Here is a 17,632-nt window from a genome sequence, read left to right as displayed (position 1 = left end):
CGCCGCATGGGCCGCGGCGACCGGCCCACCGCGCAGGTCCGCCGAGGCCAGCGCGTCCATGCCGCCCGGCCAGCCGCCCGCCCGCAGGCCCGCGACCAGCACCGCCATCACGTCGCGGCTGGAAAACCGCCCGCCCTCGAAGCGCTCGACCAGCGCGATCATGCTTTCCGCGCCCAGCTCGGCCTCAAGCCCGGCCAGCGCGCCCAGCGTCAGCCGGGCGACATGGCGCCGCCCGTCCAGCCAGATCTCGACCTCGCCCGCCAGCGGATTGGCCATCTCAGAACGCGACGAAGCTGATCGCGCCCGCGCTTGCCATGGAAATCTCATAGGTCGCCTCGCCATTGTAACTGCCCGCATATTCCAGCGCCGTGATCTGGAACGGCCCTTCGACCGTGCCGAAATCCGGGATCACCACCTGGAAGCGCGGCACCTCGCCGTCGAAGAACACCTGCCGCGCGCGCTCGTCCGTGGTCCCGTCCCGGAACACCCCCGAGCCCGAGATGCTGGCCGAGCGCACCCCCGCGCCCGCCAGCAGCTCGCGCCAGCGCCCCTCGCTTTCCAGGCTCGTCACGTCCACCGTCTCGGCATTGAAGCCCAGCCGGGTCGCCCGCAGCCCCGCCACGGTCTCGAAATGGCCGTCGCCGGTCATGTCCATCTTGATCAGCAGGTCGCGTCCGTTCTGCACCGCCATCACCGTCTCTCCTCAACCCAGGTCGATGCGCGCGCGAAAGGTCAGGTCGACCCGCCGCCCCGCGCCGTTTTCCGCCCGCCGCGCGCGGGCACGCAGGAACCACAGCCCCGCCAGGTGCCCGCGATCCAGCGCCATGTCGGCCGCCTCCAGCGCCTCGCTGACCGCGACCGCCGCCGCCTTGACCGCGCCGAAGCCGCCCGCCGCCTCGGCCCCCGACAGGACCGAGACGACGAAATCATGCACCGCGCCGCCGGCCGTCATGTCGCCCGCGTCGCGCACCTCCTCGGGCCCCAGCGAGACATAAAGCCCCGCCGGCGCCGCCACCGGCATGGCGTCATAGATCGCGTCGCCCACCAGCGCCGCCAGCGCGCCGTCCTCGCGCAGGCGGCGATAGGCCGCGGCCTGCAGGGCGGCCGTTGCAAGATAGCTCATGCCAGGGACTCCTCTTTCGCGATGCAGACCAGCCAGCGGCCGCCGGCATCGCTCTCGGCCACCGCCTCGATGCGAAAGCGCCGGGCGGCCGCGCCCTCGCCCAGCCGGAGCCGCTGCTCGGGGCGCGGGCGGCGGGCATCGCCGGCAGGCGCCGCCCTGACGGTGATCCGCCAGGTCACGACGCTCTGCGCCCCCACCTCGGCGATGCGCTCCGCCCCCGCGCCCGACCGCATCTCGGCCCAGAGGCGCCCGACCTCCTGCCAGGTCAGGCGGAACCCGCCCATCCCGTCGGGCACCCGGACCGGGGATTCCACCACCAGCGGCACCGTCGGTCGCGGCGCCCTCATGCCCGGCCGCGCGACTGGCCGCGCCCCCCCAGCACCCGGACCGAGCGCCAGCGCTCGATCAGCGCGCTGACGCCAAAGGGCAGCGCCCCCGCCGAGCCCTCGAAGCTGCGATCCTCGTGATAGCGCGCGGCCAGCAGCAGCACCGCCTGCGCCAGGTCGGCCGGCAGCCCCGCCCATTCCGCCGCGAACCCGGCGCGAAAGGTGATCTCGGCGAACCCGCCCGAGGGCACCGCCGGCAGGAACGTCCCCACCGGCGCCAGCACCGGCCGCTGCATGTCCGGCACCAGCCGCCAGGCCGCCGGATCGACCGGCACCGCCGCGCCCGCCGCATCGGCGATCCCGACCGCCTCGACCGCCTCGACCGGGGCCAGCGGCAAGGGCTGCCCCTCGGGGTCGCGCCATTCCTCCAGCCGCAGCCGGAACCGCCGGGCCAGCAGCACCTTGCCGGTGCGCGCCTCGACGGTGGCGACGGCCGCGCGCAGGAAACCCGCCAGCGCCGCGGTCTCGGCCCCATCATCGGCGCCGCCCAGGTCGAACCCCGTCCCCAGCCGCAGATGGTCCCGCAACACCGCGACGGGCAGCGCCCCGGCTGCGGGCGCCGTCACTTCCACAAGCATCATCCTCGTCTCTCCCACTCGCAGGGCTTCGGGCAAAAGGGGGCCGCGCCGCTGCACCCTCGCGCGCGCGGACAGTTGCACTTGCCAGCAGGGCGCAGATCCCCGGCGCGGCCCCCGCTTCGGCCCCGGATCAGCCGAAGACCATCAGCTTGACGGCACGGGCGTCGGTGACGCCGCCGCCCACCCGCTTGGTGGCGTAGAACAGCACATGCGGCTTGGCCGAGAAGGGATCGCGCAGCACCCGCAGGTCCGGCCGCTCGACGATGGTATAGGCCGAGCGGAAGTCGCCGAAGGCGATGGAATGCGAGCCCTGCGCGATGTCGGGCATGTCCTCGCAGACCAGCACCGGATAACCCAGAAGCTGCGCCGGCTGGCCCATGGCCAGGCTGTCCGCCCACAGGAAGCGGCCGTCCGCGTCGCGCATCTTGCGCACCGCGGCGGCGGTCTTGGAATTCATCACGAAGCTCGCATTGGCGCGGTATTGCGCGCCCAGCGCATAGACCAGGTCGATCAGCGCATTCGCCGGGTTGGTCGCGGCGAAATCGCCGTTCCCGCCCGACGGGATGGTGCCGATCTGCACATTGGTCGCGGTGCCGTTCGGCGCCTTGGCATGGGTCAGGATGCCGCGCGGCTTGTTCACGCCGTCGCCGCCGATGAAGGCCATGGCCTCGGCGCGGGCGAATTTCTCGGCGATGCGCCCGGCCAGCCAGGTCTCGACGTCGAAGGCGGCATCGTCCAGCAGGCGCTGGCTGGCCTTGGGCATGGCGGAAAGCTCATGCACCGGGATCACCACCCGCTGCACGGTGGGGGTGCCGGTCTCGGCCTGGGCCGTGGCCTCGGTGGCCCAGCCATGGGCGATGTCGCCCATGTCCACCAGCACCTCGTAGCTGGCCGATTCCACCGCCACCACATTGGCGACCCGGCGCAGCGAAGCGGTGACGTTCAGCGCCTCCTGCACCTGCATGGCCACCGTCGGCGCCGCCAGGAAGCCCCCGTCCGAGCCGGTGGTCATCGCCTTGCCCTCCAGCGGCAGGCCACGCAGCGCGCCGTCGTCGCCATGGCGGATATAGGCGTCGAAGGCCTTCTGGTGCGGCGCGCCCTGGTCGGCCTCGGCCGACAGGGGGGCGCGGGCGCGGGAAATCGTCTTGCGGTCCAGCATGGTCATGCGTTCTTCCTGTGCTTCCAATCGGTTCTGAATCTCGCTGCGGAATGCCTTCAACTCCTGGACAAAGCCCAGCATCTCGGCCCCCAGGTCGCCGGGCACATCCGCCCCGGCCGCGGCTTTCACCTCGGTCATGATCCCCTCCGTTTCGGTGAAACTCACTTGGCGCGCAGCGCCAGCGTCGCGGCCCGGAAGGCCGCCGCCATCTCGTGCAGCCGGTCCGACTTGGCCCCGACCTTGGCCTCGGCCAGCATCGGGAACGTCACCAGCGACACCTCCCACAGCTCGACCTCGGAAAGCAGGCGCCGGCCCTTGCCGTCGCGCTCGGCGGAAACGGTGCGATAGCCGATCGACAGCCCGTCGATGGCCCCCGCCGCGACCAGCGCCGCCGCCTCGCGGGCCTGGGCGATCTCGGGCAGAAGCCGCCCCTTGACCCAAAGCCCCTTCTCGTCCTCGCGGATCTCCTCCCAGACGCCGATGGGCCGGGCGGGATCGTGCTGCCACAGCATCCGCACCCGGTCGCCCCGCGCCTCCAGCCGCTTCAGGCTGGCGGCATAGGCGCCCCGGACCACGACGTCGCCGCCCTGGTCGGTCAGGCCGAACAGGCTCGCATAGCCCTCGATCCGCGTGCCCTCGGCCACCACCGGCCCGCCGGCGGCATATTTCAGCTCCAGCCCGTCATTCTTCCGATCCACCTCACCCTCCTTTCGGCGCATATTCCAGGATGGACTGCACCGCCTGGGTCAGGATGACCGCGACGACGCCATAGACGGTCATCCACAACCGCCGTTCCAGCCCCTCGATCAGCGCCTCGATGCGCTCCAGCCGGCGCTCCACCTGGGAAAATTGCAGCGCCATGATCCGCTCCTGCGTCTCCAGGCGCTGGTCGTGCCAGTCGAAGGGCTCCTTGACGAAACGCGAGCCCTCCATCTCACCCCTCCCCCTCCGGCAGGGGCGGCAGCCCCAGCGCCGCCCGCTTCTCGGCCGGGGTCAGGAAGCCGGCCTCGCCGACGCGCTTCCATTGCTGGTCGCGCTCCTCGGCCAGGGCCGGCACCTGGTCGGGATCGGCGCGCAGGTCGATCTCGGCCCCCAGGTGCTCGGACAGCCACCAGGCCAGGGCGCCGGCCACGCGCGAGACCAGCGGCAGCACCGTCAGCCGGTAGAAGGCCCGGTGCGCCTCGGCGTAATTGGCATAGGTCGCCTCGCCGGGAATGCCGATCAGCATCGGCGGCACGCCGAAGGCCTGCGCGATCTCGCGCGCGGCGGCCAGCTTGGTCTGGTGGAACTCCATGTCGCTCGGCGAAAACCCCATCGGCTTCCAGTCGAGCCCGCCCTCCAGCAACATCGGCCGCCCGGCGTTCCTCGCGCCCTGGTGATGCATCTCCATCTCGGTCACAAGGCGCTCGTACTGGTCCGGCGACAGGCTGCCCTGGCCGTCGGCGCCCCGGTAGACGATGGCGCCACTGGGCCGCGCCGCATTGTCCAGAAGCGCCTTGGACCAGCTCGAGGCGCTGTTGTGGACATCCACCGCCACCGCGGCCGCCTGCATGGGCGACAGCCCGTGATGGTCGTCCAGCGGATGAAAGCTGCGGATATGGCAGATCGGATCGGGACTGCCGGCCATGTCGAAGCGGACCTTGCGCCCGCCCACGCCATATTCATAGGCGACCGGCCAGCCGTCCGGCCCCGGCACCACCGCCATCCGGTCCGCGCGCAGCACGTGCAGCTCGGCCGGCAGCCCCTTCGCGCCCTCGCCCACCGCCTCCAGATAGCCGTCGCCGCTCAGCAGGATCTGGCCGTAGAGCGCCTCGAACAGCTCGGCCCGGCCCTGGCCCGGATTGGGCCGGCGCAAGAGGTCCAGCACCGGATGCACCTCATAGCGGCGCTCGCGGTCCTGGCAGATCAGCGGCACGGCGGCGGCCGCCTCGGCGATCAGCCGCACGGCGCGGAACCCGACCGGATTGCCGACGAAGCCCAGGCGCATCAGGCTGACCGTGTCGCGCGGCGACCAGACCACGCGGCCCGAACCCGCCGCCAGCGCCACCAGCTTGCCGGCGGCGCTGGCCTTCTTCTCGACCGCGACGGGCGGCCTCGCGGGCGCAGCCCCCCGCCCGAACCAGGGAAATGCCATCGGTTCCTCCTGAATCCCAATGAAAAAGGGGCCGCGCCCGCGACCCCTCCCGGACCCCGAAAGGCCCTTCTCCGTTTCGAAAATACCCTGGGGGGAGCGCCTGCGGCCNGGGGGGCAAAGCCCCCTAAAGCCCCCGCACCGCCGGGCGCAGGTGATGCGCCCCCGGCTCGATCATCAGCTCGTGGATCGCCCAGACCAGCGCATCCAGCCGGTCGGGCGACCCCCTGCCGTCATAGCCCGCGACCGTCATGCGGCACATCTGCTCCTCCAGCAGCCCCAGCCCGCGCAGGTGGCTGACCCGCCCCTGCTCGTAAAGCGCCGCCACCGGCTCGGCGCGCAAGCCCTTGCCGCGCCCCGCCCGCAGGGCGCGGAACGGCACCAGCGGATCGACCTGGCGGATCACGCTCTCGACCAGGTCGCCGCCCTGGTTGACCTCGGCCACCAGCCGCTCGGCCCCGTGCCGCCGCATCGCCGCGATCGCCGCCCGCGCCCAGTCCAGGGGCCCGCCCCGGACCGAGGCATCCTCCAGCACATAGGCCCGCCAATCCGTCACCGGCCCCTCGGCCACCACCCCGGCGACCACGATGCCGCATTCGTCCGAAGCCGCCCCCGCCGTCACCGCCGGATCGACCGCGACGACGATGCGCGACAGCGCCGGCGCCGCCTCGGCGCGGCAGCGCTCCAGCAGGCCCGCGCTCCACAGCGCCCCCTCGACATCCTCCAGCAGCAGCCCCTCCAGCTCCTGCCGCCCCAGCCGGGTGCCGCCATAGCGCGCCTGCACCTCGGCCAGGAAGCTCTCGGCCAGATAGGCCCGGTTCGCGTCGGTCGGCGCATGGGTGGTCACGGTCGAGGACTGCCGCAACAGCCGCTTCAGCACCGCCACGTTGCGCGGCGTGGTGGTGACGACCTGCTGCGGATGCGGCCCCAGCCGCAGCGCGAATTGCAGCATGTCCCAGCATTCCTCGGCCTTCTTCCACTTGGCCAGCTCGTCGACCCAGGCCGCGTCGAACTGCGGCCCGCGCAGCGCCTCGGGCTCATGGGCCGAGTATAGCTGCGCCGTGGCCCCGTTCGGCCAGACCAGCCGCCGCCGCCCCGCCTCCCATTCCGGCCGCCGGTCCGGCGGGGACGAGGCCAGGATCCCCGATTCCCCGAACACCATCACGTCGCGCGCCTGGTCCAGCGTCTCGCTGACCAGCGCCACCCGGCGCGCGCGGCCCGGCGCCTCGGGGGTCGCGCCCTCGACCTGGGCGCGCACCCATTCGGCGCCGGCACGGGTCTTGCCCGCGCCGCGCCCGCCCATGATCACCCAGCTCTTCCAGTCGCCCTCGGGCGGCAGCTGGTGCGGCAGCGCCCAGAACTCGAAAAGCCAGGGCAGCGCCGCCAGCGCATTGTCGCCCAGCCCCCCCAGGAACGCGTCAACCTCCTCGGGCCCGGCGCAGGCAAGCCAGGCGGCGCCCGATCTCGTCTCGTGCCGCGTCAAGGTCGAGTGCGCCTGCACCGACCCGCCCGGCAGCATCCTTGCGAAGCTTGTCAACCTTGCTCCTTTCCTCCAGCACCATCTGGGTCGCGGCCCGCAGTTCGCGCACCAGCTTGCCGGATTCCTTCAACTCGCCGGTCTCGCCGGCCTCGATCCTTTCCCGCAGCCGGTTCAGCTCGGCCGCATAGGACCGGAACAGCCCATCCGCGATCTCCAGCACGTTTGTGTCCGCCGCCTCGGCGCCGGGCACGAAAGGCCCTTCCGGCGCCTGCGGCCCCGGATCGAAACTCTTGGTCATTCTTGATCGCCCTGCCCTCGTGTGCCTGTCCGCACGAGCGAGACATGAAAAAAGCGGCCTCGGGGTCGCCCCCCGGCCGCTTGCCCATCTCTCCCAGCATGGATAATTTCTACTTCAGGGCGTGCGCCGAGTCAACGCAAAACCCCCGGTTGATCGCCGCGGCGCCGATTTCCCCCGCAAGAACAATCCCTTGCCGAATGCAACACCGCAGCGCACGCCCGGCGCAACACCCGCCGCCGCCGGGTCCGGGGCGCAGGCATGCGCCTTCTCCGTTCCCCAAATACCCAAAAAACCGACCGGCCCTCCGGCAAGGCCGATCAGTCGCCCTGCACCGGCGACAGCGGCTGGCCGCGCTGGCGCTCGATCTCGCGCCAGCGGGCGACGTTGCGGTTGTGCTCCTCCAGCGTGCGGGCAAAGGCGTGCCCGCCCGAGCCGTCGGCCACGAAGAACACGTAATCGGTATCTTCCGGGTCCATCGCCGCGGCGATGGCGGCCCGGCCGGGATTGGCGATGGGCGTCGGCGGCAGCCCGTCGATCTGATAGGTGTTGTAGGGCGTGCGCCGCCGCAGTTCCGAGGCGCGGATGCCGCGGTCCAGGACCCCCTTGCCGCCGGTGATGCCGTAGATCACCGTCGGGTCGGTCTCCAGCCGCATCCCCTGCCGCATCCGGTTGACAAAGACGCTGGCCACCATCCGGCGCTCGTTCGGCTGCCCGGTCTCCTTCTCGATGATCGAGGCCATGACCAGCGCCTCCTCGGGCGTGGCATAGGGCAGGTCGGGCTCGCGCGCCTCCCAGGCCGCGGCCAGGATCGCCGCCTGCCGCCGCTCCATCTCGGCCAGCAGCGCGGCGCGGTCGGCGCCCTTCTCGACGTCGTAGGTGTCGGGGGCGAGGCTGCCCTCCTCGGGCAGGTCCGCGACCTCGCCGCCCAGGAAGCCGGCCTGCTTCAGCCCCTCGGCCACCTGCCAGCTCGTCACCCCCTCGGCGACCGAGATGCGCAGCCGCGCATCCGGCTTGGCCTCCGCGGCCGCGATGACCTCGGGCACGGGCTCGCTGGCGGGGTTGTATTTCGCCTGCTCGGCAAAGACCCCGGTCTCGGCATCCATGTCGCGCAGGATCACCGAGTTCTCGCGCACGCCGATGCGGAACACCACCTCGGTGCCGCAGGTGCTGGGACCGCCGGCGGTGATGACCCGGACGATCTCCTCCATGCTGGACTGCGGCGGCATCAGGTAGGAGCCGTATTTCAGATCGCGCGATTTCCCGGCATAATCGGCGCCCGCCCGGAAGATATAGGCATTGGACACCACGCCCTGCTCGGCCAGCTGCTGGCTGACCGCGTTCAGGCTGGCGCCGGGGGCCACGCGCACGCAGGCGGCCACGGCGCTGGGGCCGGGCCGGGTGTATTCGTGCTTGCCCCAGGCGATGGCCGCCGCGACCGCGATCAGGATCACGATCAGCAGCGTCAGGAAATTCGACGCGATGTGGCGCCAGATCATTCCTTGACCCGTCCCATCACCAGGCTGGCATTGGTGCCGCCGAAGCCGAAGCTGTTGGACAGCACATGGTCCACCTTGCGCCGCACCGCGGCATTGGCGGCCAGGTCGATCGGCGTCTCGCGCGCCTGGTCGTCCAGGTTGATGGTCGGCGGGCAGATCTGGTCGCGGATCGCCAGGATGCAGAAGATCGCCTCGACCGCGCCCGCCGCGCCCAGCAGGTGCCCGATGCTCGACTTGGTCGAGGACATCACCACATTGCCCGCCGCATCGCCCATCAGCCGCTCGACCGCGCCCAGCTCGATCACGTCGGCCATGGTCGAGGTGCCATGCGCGTTGATATAGTCCAGCTCGCCCGGCGTCAGGTTCGCCCGCTTCAGCGCGTTGGTCATGCTGCGGAAGCCGCCGTCGCCGTCCTCGCTGGGGGCGGTGATGTGATAGGCGTCGCCCGACAGGCCATAGCCCAGGATCTCGGCATAGATCCTGGCGCCGCGCGCCTTGGCATGCTCGTATTCCTCCAGCACGACGACGCCGGCGCCCTCGCCCATGACGAAGCCGTCGCGGTCCACGTCCCAGGGCCGGCTGGCCGCCTTGGGGTCGTCCTCGCGCTTGGTGGACAGCGCCTTGCAGGCGTTGAAGCCGGCGATGCCGATCTCGCAGATCGGGCTCTCGGCGCCGCCCGCGATCATCACGTCCGCGTCGCCCAGCATGATCAGCCGCGCCGCGTCGCCGATGGCATGCGCCCCGGTCGAGCAGGCCGTGACCACCGCATGGTTCGGCCCCTTGAAGCCGAAGCGGATCGAGACCTGGCCCGAGACCAGGTTGATCAGCGCCCCCGGAATGAAGAAGGGCGAGACCCGCTTCGGCCCGCGTTCCTTGATCAGCACCGCGGTATCGGCGATCGAGGAAAGCCCGCCGATGCCCGAGCCGATCATGACCCCGGTGCGCTCGCGCTCGTCCTCGTTCGCCGGCTCCCAGCCGGAATCCTTCACCGCCTGCGTCGCGGCGGCCATGCCGTAAAGGATGAAGTCGTCGACCTTGCGCCGGTCCTTGGGCTCCATCCAGTCGTCGGGGTTGAACGTCCCGCCCGAGCCGTCGCCAAAGGGGAGCTCGCAGGCATATTTCGTCGCCACGTCCTTGGTGTCGAACCGGGTGATCGGTCCGGCGCCGGATTCCCCGGCCAGAAGCCTCGACCAGGTCTCCTCGACCCCCGAGGCCAGCGGCGTGACCATCCCCAGTCCGGTGACGACAACTCTGCGCATGCACGGGCTCCCTTCGCAACGCTCAATCGGGCAGGTTCTACACGCCGCCCGCCCGCCGCGCAACGCAAAGCGCCGCCCGGCCGGCGGGCTGCCGCCCCCGGTTCCGGTCAGTCGCGGTGAAACTCCGGCTTGCGCTTTTCCAGAAAGGCCCGCATGCCCTCGCGCTGGCCCTCGGTGCCGAACAGCCGGTGGAACAGCCGCCGTTCCCAGGCCACGCCCTCGGCCAGCGACAGCTCCTCGGCCCGCATCACCGCCTCGCGCGCCAGCCGCGTCGCCGGCCGCGAATAGCCGGCGATCTGCCGCGCCGCCGCCATCGCCTCGGGCACGACCTGATCGTCGGGCACCACCCGCGCCACCAGCCCGGCGCGCAGCGCCTCGGCCGCGTCCATCATCCGCCCGGTCAGGTGCAGGTCCATCGACAGCGCCCGCCCGATCAGCTTCGTCATCCGCTGCGTGCCGCCCATGCCGGCGATCACGCCCAGCTTGACCTCGGGCTGGCCGAATTTCGCCCCCTCGCCGGCGATGGCGAAATCGCACATCATCATCAGCTCGCAGCCGCCGCCCAGGGCATAGCCGTTCACCGCCGCGATCTTCGGCGTGCGCGTCGCGGCGAAGCGGTCCCAGATGGCAAAGAAATCCGCCTCGACCATTGCCTCGGCGCTCTTCTCGGCCATTTCCGAAATATCCGCCCCCGCGGCGAAGGCGCGGTCCGAGCCGGTGACGACGATGGCCCCCACCCCCCGGTCCGCGTCCAGCGCCTCGGCCGCCGCCGTCAATTCCTCGGCCAGGGCCGAGTTCAGCGCGTTCAGCGCCTCGGGCCGGTTCAGGCGGATCAGCGCCACCCGACCCTCCCGCGTGATCTCGATCAGCTCAGCCATGCTCCCCCCTCACAGGTTGCGGGCGATGACGAGGCGCTGCACCTCGCTCGTCCCTTCGTAGATCTGGGTCACGCGCACGTCGCGATAGATGCGCTCGACCGGATAGTCGGCCAGGTAGCCGTAGCCGCCATGGATCTGGATCGCCGCCGAACAGACCTTCTCCGCCATTTCCGAGGCGAAGAGCTTGGCCATGCTGGCTTCGGTCAGGCAGGGCTTGCCCGCCTCGCGCAACTGCGCCGCGCGCAGCACCATCAGCCGCGCCGCGTCGATCTGCACCGCCATGTCGGCCAGCTTGAAGGCCACCGCCTGATGCTCGATGATCGGCCGGCCGAAGGTGATGCGTTCGCGCGCATAGGCCAGCGCCGCCTCATAGGCGCCGCGCGCCATGCCGACCGCCTGCGCGGCGATGCCGATGCGCCCGCCCTCCAGGTTCGACAGCGCGATCCGGTAGCCCTCGCCCTCTTCGCCCAGCCGGTTCTCGACCGGCACCCGCATCCCGCTGAACGCCAGCGCGCAGGTGTCCGACGAATGCTGCCCCAGCTTGTGCTCGACCGAGACGACCTCGTAGCCCGGCGTATCCGTCGGCACGATGAAGGCGGAAATCCCCTTCTTCCCCGCCGCCGCATCGGTCACGGCAAAGACGATCACCACCGAGCCGTTCTTGCCGCTGGTGATGAACTGCTTGCTGCCGTCGATGACATAATACCCGCCCTCGCGCCGCGCCCGCGTGCGCAGGTTCGACGCGTCCGAGCCGGCATGCGGCTCGGTCAGCGCAAAGCCGCCGATCCATTCGCCGCTCGCCATCCTGGGCAGGAAGCGCGCCTTCTGCTCCTCGGTGCCGAAGCGCAGGATCGGCACGCAGCCGACCGAGCTATGCACCGACATGATGGTCGAGCACGCCCCGTCCGCCGCCGCGATCTCCTCCAGCGCCAGCGCATAGGCGACCGTGCCGGTCTCCGACCCGCCATGCTCCTCGGGCACCAGCATGCCCAGGAACCCCAGTTCGCCCATTTCGGTCAGCTCGGCGCGCGGAAATTCATGCGCCCGGTCGCGCGCCGCCGCCCCCGGCGCCAGCCGCTCTTGCGCAAAGTCGCGCACGGCGTCGCGGATCTGCTCCTGTTCCTCGGTCAGCATCATTGCATCCTCTCGATGGCGACCGCCGTCGCCTCGCCCCCGCCGATGCAAAGCGTGGCGATGCCGCGCTGGCCGCCATGCGTCTCCAGCGCCGCCAGCAGCGTGACCAGCACCCGCGCACCCGACGCGCCGATGGGATGGCCCAGCGCGCAGGCGCCGCCATGGATATTCACCGCCTCATGCGACAGGCCCAGATCGCGCATCGCCGCCATGGCGACCACCGCGAAAGCCTCGTTCACCTCGAACAGATCATAGTCTGAAAGCGCCGTCCCGGTCCGCTCCAGCAACCGCCGGACCGCACCGATGGGCGCGGTCGGAAACAGCCCCGGCTTGTCGGCAAAGGTCGCGTGCCCGACGATCCGCGCCCGCGGCACCAGCCCGCGCCGCTCGGCCTCGGAGGCCCGCATCAAGACCAGCGCCGCCGCCCCGTCCGAGATCGAGGAACTGTTCGCCGCCGTCACCGTGCCCCCCGGCCGGAAGGCCGGCTTCAGCGTCGGGATCTTGTCCAGCCGTGCCTTGCCCGGCTGCTCGTCGGTATCGACCACCACCTCGCCGCCGCGGCCCTTGACCGTCACCGGCGCGATCTCGCCCGCGAAATGCCCGGCGGCAATCGCCTTCTGCGCGCGGGTCAGCGAGGAAATCGCGAACTCGTCCTGCGCTTGCCGTGTGAACTGATAGGCTTCGGCGCAATCCTCGGCGAATGTGCCCATCAGCCGGCCCTTGTCATAGGCATCCTCCAGCCCGTCCAGGAACATGTGGTCCATGACCTGCCCATGGCCCATGCGATAGCCCGAGCGCGCCTTCGGCAGCAGATAGGGCGCGTTCGACATGCTTTCCATGCCGCCCGCGACCACGACATCGGCCGAGCCGGCCAGGATCAGGTCATGGCCCAGCATCGCCGCCTTCATGCCCGAGCCGCACATCTTGTTGACGGTCGTGGCCCCCGCGCCCAGGGGCAGGCCCGCGCCCAGCGCCGCCTGCCGCGCCGGGGCCTGGCCCTGGCCGGCGGGCAGCACGCAGCCCATGATGATCTCGTCCACCGCCTGCGGGTCNCGGTCGCGCCCAGCGCCGCGGCCTCGACCCCGGCGAAATCGCCCTGGAAGCCGCCCATCGGCGTGCGGGCCGCGCCCGTGATGACAATCGGATCGGTGCTCATGATGACTCTCCCCTATTTCGGCGGCCTTATTTCGGCGCCATGCGCAGCGCGCCGTCCAGCCGGATGACCTCGCCGTTCAGCATCTGGTTCTCGACGATATGGCGCACCAGCGCCGCATATTCCGCAGGATTGCCCAGCCGCGGCGGGAAAGGCACGTTGGCGCCCAGGCTGTCCTGCACCTCCTGCGGCAGCCCGGCCATCATCGGCGTGGCAAAGATGCCCGGCGCGATGGTCATCACCCTTATGCCGTGCCGCGCCAGTTCCCGCGCCGACGGCAGGGTCAGCGCCGCGACGCCGCCCTTCGAGGCCGCATAGGCCGCCTGCCCGATCTGCCCGTCATAGGCCGCGATCGAGGCGGTGTTGACGATCACCCCGCGCTCGCCGCCCTCGCCCGGCGCGTTCTTCGCCATGGCATCGGCGGCCAGCCGCAGCATGTTGAACGTGCCCACCAGGTTGATCTGGATGGCGCGGGCAAAGCTCTCCAGCCCATGCGGTCCCTCGCGCCCGACGATCTTCTCGCCCGGAGCCACGCCGGCGCAGTTCACCGCCACGTCGATCCGGCCGAAAGCCTCCAGCGCCGCGGCGATGGCCGCCTCGCCCTCCGGGCCGCTGGTCACGTCGGTCCTGACGAAACGCGCCGCCGCGCCCAGTTCCGCCGCCATCGCCGCACCGGCCTCGGCATTGACGTCCAGCAGCACCGCCCGCGCACCCGCGCCGACCGCCATGCGCGCCACCGCCGCGCCCAGGCCGGAGCCGGCGCCTGTGATCACAAAAACCCTGTTCTCGATCTGCATGGTATCCCCCTACCTCTGCGCCAGTTTCTCGACTTCCGCCTTGCGCAGGATGAAGCGCTGGATCTTGCCGCTCGGCGTCTTCGGCAGGTCGGCGACAAACTCGATCATCCGGGGATAGGCATGGGCCGACAAGCGTTTCTTCACGTGCTGCGCCAGTTCCTCGCGCAGCGCCTCGGTCCCCTCGACGCCCTTGGCCAGCACCACGAAGGCTTTCACCACCTCGGTCCGCTCGGGGTCGGGCACGCCGACCACCGCCGCCTCGACCACGGCAGGATGCTCGATCAGCGCGCTTTCCACGTCGAAGGGGCCGATGCGATAGCCCGAGGATGTGATCACATCGTCCGACCGGCCGATGAAGCTGATCGACCCGTCCGGCTCGAACTCCACCGAATCGCCGGTGCGGTAATAGCCCCCCGCCAGCGCCGGCGTCGCCTGGTTCAGGTAGCCCGAAAACCACATCAGCGGCGAACGCTTCATGTCGATGGCCAGCACGCCCGGCTGGTTCGGCCCCAGTTCGCAGCCCGCATCGTCCAGCACCACCACGCGATAGCCCGGCATGGCGAGGCCGGCCGAGCCCGGACGCACCGGATGCTCCAGCCCGTGATGGTTGTTCACGCACATGCCCATCTCGGTCTGGCCGTAATGGTCATGGATCGGCACCGCCAGATGCTCGGCGAACCAGCGGATGATCTCGGGGTTCAGCGGCTCGCCGGCGGAACTGACCACCCGCAGCTGCCCCTTGACCGCCGCGGCCGCCTCCGGCCCCGCCGCGATCAGCAGCCGATAGGCGGTGGGCGAGCCGGCAAGGCTCGTCACCCCCATGCGCTGGATGATGCGATAGGTGGTCTCGGCAGTAAAGCCGCCCTCGTAGAAGATCGTCGCCTGCCCCAGCAGCAAGGGCCCGGTCAGCGCGTAATACAGCCCATAGGCCCAGCCCGGATCGGCGATGTTCCAGAACACGTCGCTTTCGCGCAGGTCCACCGCATCGCGCATATAGGCGCCAAAGGCCAAGAGCGCCCGCAAGGGCACCGGCACCCCCTTGGGCAGGCCGGTGGTGCCCGAGGTGGACATCATCATGAACAGATCCTCGCCGCGCCGCATCACCGGCTCGAACGCGTCCGAGGCCATGGCCAGCGCCTCGCGGAAATCCACGTCGCCCGGCGCCAGCGGCCCGTCGCCGCGCAGCACGGCGACCAGCGGGCAGTCCTCGACCTCGTCCAGCTTGGGCCGCTGGGCGGCATTCGTCACCACCAGCTTGGCGCCGCTGGTCCTCAGCCGATGCTCGATCGCCTTGGGGCCGAAGGCGGTGAACAGCGGCTGGTAGACCGCGCCCAGCCGCCAGGCGCCCAGCACCGTGGCGACCAGCTCGACCGTGCGCGGCAACAGCCCGGCGACCACGTCGCCCGGCCGGATGCCCTTGTCGCGCATCAGGTTCGCCGCCCGCGCCGCCATGCCGCGCAGGTCCTCGAAGGTGTATTCCGTCAGCGCCTCGTCCGGCGACAGGCAGCGCAGCGCCACCCGGTTCGCGCCGCAATGGCGGTCGCAGCATTCGACGCAGGCGTTCAGCCCGGTCTCCAGGTCGCCGCGCAGCCCGGCGATGGCGTCCTCGATACGGAACCGCGCCACGGCCTCGTCATAGCGCGTCCGGGACAGGGTGGTCGCAGACATGTCTCTCCTCCTCAACTCTCCCGCATGACGCGGTTTCCCCGAGTTCGGCGGCAGCTTAGCGCCGGCGACATTGCAAACAATGCCATTGGCGGCCAGAATATCTGATCGGTTTTGCAACAAGGGGCGCCATGGAACGCCGCACCATCACCCCCGGCTTCGTCGAGGACGCGCTGGACTGCCTTCACCGCCGCGGCATCGACCCCGCGCCGCTCCTGGCGCAATCCGGCATCCCGGCCCTGGGCGAGCCGGTCTCGAACCTGCAATACGGCAAGCTCTGGCTCGCCATCGCCGACCGCATCCGCGACGAGTTCTTCGACGAGGCCGCCCGCCCCATGCGCCCCGGCAGCTTCCAGCTGCTCTGCCAGGCGGCGCTGCATGCCGGCACGCTGGAGCGCGCCCTGCGCCGGGCGCTGCTGTTCCTGTCGGTCACGCTCGACGACCCCACCGGCACCCTGCGCCTGCGCGACGGCCAGGCCGAGATCGTGCTGCGCGACGCCGGCCCGCCGCGCCGCGCCTTCGCCTATCGCACCTACTGGCTGATCCTGCTGGGCGTCATGTGCTGGCTGATCGGCCGCCGCATCCCGCTGATGCAGGTGGATTTCGCCTGCCCCGCGCCGGAGAACCGCCGCGACTACCACCAGTTCTTCGGCGCGCCGGTGCATTTCGGCCAGCCCGCCAGCCGGCTGACCTTTGCCGCCAGCTACCTCGCCCTGCCCACCATCCGCAGCGAAAAGGCGCTGGAAGGCTTCCTGCGCGGCGCGCCCGCCAACATCCTTCTGCGCTATCGCCACGACCAGGGGCTTTCCGCGCGCATCCGCGCCCGGCTGCGCGCCGCCGCGCCCGAGGACTGGCCGGATTTCGACCGCCTCGCCGCCGAGCTGCGCCTGTCCCCCGCCACCCTGCGCCGCCGATTGCGGGCCGAGGGCCAGGGCTTCGCCGCCATCCGCGCCGAGATCCGGCTGATGCGCGCCCGCCAGCTTCTGCGCGACACCGACCTCAGCGTGGCCGAGATCGCCGCCCGCCTGGGCTATGGCGAACCCAGCGCCTTCCACCGCGCCTTCCTGAAGATCGCCGGCACCACGCCGGCCGCCTTCCGCCGCGACGCGCTCAGCCCGCCAGCATCCACAGCCGGAACCGCCGCCCGCCGGTGATCTCGCGCGCCAGACCCAGCGCCTTCATCCGCGACAGCATCCGCTCGGCGGTGTCGCGGCTGATGCCGGCGCTTTCCTCCAGCATCGCCGCGTTCAGCAAGGGATGCGCCGCCAGCGCCCGGATCACCCGGCCGGCGTTCTCGCCCTTGACCCCGGCCATCGCCTCCAGCGCGCGGGCCTGCCAGTCGGCCACCCGCGCCAGCTCGTGCCGCGCATCCTGGATCCCGGCGGTGACTGCGGCAAGATGCCGCGCCATGCGCTCGGCCGGGCTGCCGCCATCGACCCAGACCCCGCGGCCATGCCGGCCCAGCGGCACGAAGCGCAGCGCCTCGCAGCCCTCGGCCATGTCGCGCGCGGTCCAGGTCGCGGGCTCGGCCAGCATCTCGGGCGCCGAGAGCCCGCAGAGCCGCCACAGCACCCGCAGCGCCGCCGCCCTGACCAGCGGCGACAGCCCCGCGACCTGCCCGGCCAGGTCGCGGAACTCGGCCACCGCCGCGTCGAAATCCCGGCCCGTCGGCCGCGTCGCCAGCAGCTCGTCCAGCCCGGAAACCGCGGCCCGGTGCAGCCCCAGGAAGCCGCGCAGGTCGCGCGCATCGCCCTGCCCCTCCAGCCGGCGGATGCCCCAGCGCGCCAGCCGCATCGCCTCCAGGTCGGCGCCGGCCCGCGCCTCCATCAGGTCGCGGCCGATCTCCTCGCGGCGCAAGGGCGTGCCCTGCGCCCATAGCATCGCCTCGACCTCGATCAGCGCCAGCCGGCGGTTGGCGCCGGCCCGCGCCTCGGGCTCCAGCGCCGCGACCACGCCCTCCAGCCGCCCCAGCGCGAATGCGGCGCGGGCCAGTTCCGCGGCCTGCCCGGCCTCGGCGGAAAACCACGCCGAGGCATCAAAAAACTGGTGCGCGACCGATTTTCCGTGATATTCTATGTCCGAAGCGGATGGCATG

Annotated in this window: 19 protein-coding genes and 1 pseudogene; 1 reads left to right on the top strand and 19 read right to left on the bottom strand. The window is 71.3% G+C overall.

Annotated elements, in window-relative coordinates:
- From FE811_RS12965 to FE811_RS12880, 18 genes and pseudogenes are all read right to left on the bottom strand, one after another.
- A partial coding sequence (locus FE811_RS12965; RefSeq protein ID WP_140847834.1) for a gene transfer agent family protein occupies window positions 1–276 on the bottom strand: 276 nt, incomplete at its 3' end.
- A 1-nt stretch (window position 277) separates the two neighbouring features.
- Window positions 278–691 (bottom strand): phage major tail protein, TP901-1 family, encoded by a 414-nt coding sequence (locus FE811_RS12960; RefSeq protein WP_024843686.1) that lies wholly within the window; start codon window positions 689–691, stop codon window positions 278–280.
- 12 nt (window positions 692–703) lie between these two features.
- Complete coding sequence (locus FE811_RS12955) at window positions 704–1,123, bottom strand: DUF3168 domain-containing protein (RefSeq protein ID WP_116220486.1); 420 nt, start codon at window positions 1,121–1,123, stop codon at window positions 704–706.
- Window positions 1,120–1,470 (bottom strand): head-tail adaptor protein, encoded by a 351-nt coding sequence (locus FE811_RS12950; RefSeq protein ID WP_036760254.1) that lies wholly within the window; start codon window positions 1,468–1,470, stop codon window positions 1,120–1,122. Before FE811_RS12950 ends, FE811_RS12955 begins: the two co-directional genes overlap by 4 nt.
- On the bottom strand, window positions 1,467–2,090 hold the full coding sequence (locus FE811_RS12945; RefSeq protein WP_036760255.1) for a hypothetical protein: 624 nt from the start codon (window positions 2,088–2,090) through the stop codon (window positions 1,467–1,469). The genes FE811_RS12950 and FE811_RS12945 overlap by 4 nt, the downstream gene beginning before the upstream one ends.
- A 127-nt stretch (window positions 2,091–2,217) precedes the next feature.
- Window positions 2,218–3,384, bottom strand: coding sequence for a phage major capsid protein (locus FE811_RS12940; protein WP_072462096.1), 1,167 nt, complete (start codon window positions 3,382–3,384; stop codon window positions 2,218–2,220).
- 23 nt (window positions 3,385–3,407) lie between these two features.
- The gene (locus FE811_RS12935) at window positions 3,408–3,965 is read right to left on the bottom strand and encodes an HK97 family phage prohead protease (RefSeq protein WP_181180864.1); all 558 of its coding nucleotides are present in this window, start codon (window positions 3,963–3,965) and stop codon (window positions 3,408–3,410) included.
- Window positions 3,946–4,179 carry a hypothetical protein gene (locus FE811_RS12930; protein WP_024843692.1) on the bottom strand — a complete coding sequence of 78 codons (234 nt, stop codon included), beginning with the start codon at window positions 4,177–4,179 and terminating at the stop codon, window positions 3,946–3,948. Before FE811_RS12930 ends, FE811_RS12935 begins: the two co-directional genes overlap by 20 nt.
- Before the next feature lies 1 nt (window position 4,180).
- The gene (locus FE811_RS12925; RefSeq protein WP_116220489.1) at window positions 4,181–5,380 is read right to left on the bottom strand and encodes a phage portal protein; all 1,200 of its coding nucleotides are present in this window, start codon (window positions 5,378–5,380) and stop codon (window positions 4,181–4,183) included.
- Window positions 5,381–5,504: 124 nt separating this feature from the next.
- Window positions 5,505–6,896, bottom strand: coding sequence for a DNA-packaging protein (locus tag FE811_RS12920; RefSeq protein ID WP_175562342.1), 1,392 nt, complete (start codon window positions 6,894–6,896; stop codon window positions 5,505–5,507).
- Window positions 6,796–7,155, bottom strand: a complete 360-nt coding sequence (locus FE811_RS12915; protein ID WP_052096250.1) for a hypothetical protein — start codon at window positions 7,153–7,155, stop codon at window positions 6,796–6,798. The genes FE811_RS12920 and FE811_RS12915 overlap by 101 nt, the downstream gene beginning before the upstream one ends.
- 317 nt (window positions 7,156–7,472) lie before the next feature.
- On the bottom strand, window positions 7,473–8,651 hold the full coding sequence (gene mltG / locus FE811_RS12910; RefSeq protein ID WP_116220490.1) for an endolytic transglycosylase MltG: 1,179 nt from the start codon (window positions 8,649–8,651) through the stop codon (window positions 7,473–7,475).
- Complete coding sequence (fabF, locus tag FE811_RS12905) at window positions 8,648–9,910, bottom strand: beta-ketoacyl-ACP synthase II (RefSeq protein WP_114537680.1); 1,263 nt, start codon at window positions 9,908–9,910, stop codon at window positions 8,648–8,650. Before fabF ends, mltG begins: the two co-directional genes overlap by 4 nt.
- Window positions 9,911–10,017: 107 nt before the next feature.
- Window positions 10,018–10,788: an enoyl-CoA hydratase-related protein gene (locus FE811_RS12900; protein ID WP_072462101.1), complete on the bottom strand. Its 771-nt coding sequence runs from the start codon at window positions 10,786–10,788 to the stop codon at window positions 10,018–10,020.
- 9 nt (window positions 10,789–10,797) lie between these two features.
- Window positions 10,798–11,925: an acyl-CoA dehydrogenase family protein gene (locus FE811_RS12895; RefSeq protein WP_116220491.1), complete on the bottom strand. Its 1,128-nt coding sequence runs from the start codon at window positions 11,923–11,925 to the stop codon at window positions 10,798–10,800.
- A pseudogene (locus FE811_RS12890) lies at window positions 11,922–13,078 on the bottom strand (acetyl-CoA C-acyltransferase). Before FE811_RS12890 ends, FE811_RS12895 begins: the two are co-directional and overlap by 4 nt.
- 26 nt (window positions 13,079–13,104) lie before the next feature.
- On the bottom strand, window positions 13,105–13,872 hold the full coding sequence (locus FE811_RS12885; RefSeq protein WP_116220493.1) for an SDR family NAD(P)-dependent oxidoreductase: 768 nt from the start codon (window positions 13,870–13,872) through the stop codon (window positions 13,105–13,107).
- Between the two features lie 9 nt (window positions 13,873–13,881).
- Window positions 13,882–15,540 (bottom strand): acyl-CoA synthetase, encoded by a 1,659-nt coding sequence (locus FE811_RS12880; protein ID WP_116220494.1) that lies wholly within the window; start codon window positions 15,538–15,540, stop codon window positions 13,882–13,884.
- 128 nt (window positions 15,541–15,668) lie between these two features.
- Here FE811_RS12880 and FE811_RS12875 point away from each other — a divergent pair, with 128 nt between their 5' ends.
- Entirely contained in the window at window positions 15,669–16,691 is a 1,023-nt protein-coding gene (locus FE811_RS12875; RefSeq protein WP_116220495.1) for an AraC family transcriptional regulator, read from the top strand.
- Here FE811_RS12875 and FE811_RS12870 read toward each other — a convergent pair.
- Window positions 16,648–17,631, bottom strand: coding sequence for a DUF1403 family protein (locus tag FE811_RS12870; protein WP_116220496.1), 984 nt, complete (start codon window positions 17,629–17,631; stop codon window positions 16,648–16,650). The two genes, FE811_RS12875 and FE811_RS12870, sit on opposite strands and share 44 nt — an antisense overlap.
- Between the last annotated feature and the right edge of the window lies 1 nt (window position 17,632).

The sequence above is a fragment of the Paracoccus sp. FO-3 genome, from assembly GCF_006386455.1.
Lineage (GTDB): Bacteria > Pseudomonadota > Alphaproteobacteria > Rhodobacterales > Rhodobacteraceae > Paracoccus > Paracoccus versutus.
This window is presented reverse-complemented; position numbering and strand designations above follow the sequence as displayed.

Excerpts from the sequence above, each read along its gene's own strand:
- FE811_RS12960 (WP_024843686.1), bottom strand. The coding sequence starts at position 691 with ATGGCGGTGCAGAACGGACGCGACCTGCTGATCAAGATGGACATGACC.
- FE811_RS12955 (WP_116220486.1), bottom strand. The coding sequence starts at position 1,123 with ATGAGCTATCTTGCAACGGCCGCCCTGCAGGCCGCGGCCTATCGCCGC.
- FE811_RS12950 (WP_036760254.1), bottom strand. The coding sequence starts at position 1,470 with ATGAGGGCGCCGCGACCGACGGTGCCGCTGGTGGTGGAATCCCCGGTC.
- FE811_RS12945 (WP_036760255.1), bottom strand. The coding sequence starts at position 2,090 with ATGATGCTTGTGGAAGTGACGGCGCCCGCAGCCGGGGCGCTGCCCGTC.
- FE811_RS12940 (WP_072462096.1), bottom strand. The coding sequence starts at position 3,384 with ATGACCGAGGTGAAAGCCGCGGCCGGGGCGGATGTGCCCGGCGACCTG.
- FE811_RS12935 (WP_181180864.1), bottom strand. The coding sequence starts at position 3,965 with ATGCGCCGAAAGGAGGGTGAGGTGGATCGGAAGAATGACGGGCTGGAG.
- FE811_RS12930 (WP_024843692.1), bottom strand. The coding sequence starts at position 4,179 with ATGGAGGGCTCGCGTTTCGTCAAGGAGCCCTTCGACTGGCACGACCAG.
- FE811_RS12925 (WP_116220489.1), bottom strand. The coding sequence starts at position 5,380 with ATGGCATTTCCCTGGTTCGGGCGGGGGGCTGCGCCCGCGAGGCCGCCC.
- FE811_RS12920 (WP_175562342.1), bottom strand. The coding sequence starts at position 6,896 with ATGCTGCCGGGCGGGTCGGTGCAGGCGCACTCGACCTTGACGCGGCAC.
- FE811_RS12915 (WP_052096250.1), bottom strand. The coding sequence starts at position 7,155 with ATGACCAAGAGTTTCGATCCGGGGCCGCAGGCGCCGGAAGGGCCTTTC.
- mltG (WP_116220490.1), bottom strand. The coding sequence starts at position 8,651 with ATGATCTGGCGCCACATCGCGTCGAATTTCCTGACGCTGCTGATCGTG.
- fabF (WP_114537680.1), bottom strand. The coding sequence starts at position 9,910 with ATGCGCAGAGTTGTCGTCACCGGACTGGGGATGGTCACGCCGCTGGCC.
- FE811_RS12900 (WP_072462101.1), bottom strand. The coding sequence starts at position 10,788 with ATGGCTGAGCTGATCGAGATCACGCGGGAGGGTCGGGTGGCGCTGATC.
- FE811_RS12895 (WP_116220491.1), bottom strand. The coding sequence starts at position 11,925 with ATGATGCTGACCGAGGAACAGGAGCAGATCCGCGACGCCGTGCGCGAC.
- FE811_RS12885 (WP_116220493.1), bottom strand. The coding sequence starts at position 13,872 with ATGCAGATCGAGAACAGGGTTTTTGTGATCACAGGCGCCGGCTCCGGC.
- FE811_RS12880 (WP_116220494.1), bottom strand. The coding sequence starts at position 15,540 with ATGTCTGCGACCACCCTGTCCCGGACGCGCTATGACGAGGCCGTGGCG.
- FE811_RS12875 (WP_116220495.1), top strand. The coding sequence starts at position 15,669 with ATGGAACGCCGCACCATCACCCCCGGCTTCGTCGAGGACGCGCTGGAC.
- FE811_RS12870 (WP_116220496.1), bottom strand. The coding sequence starts at position 17,631 with ATGCCATCCGCTTCGGACATAGAATATCACGGAAAATCGGTCGCGCAC.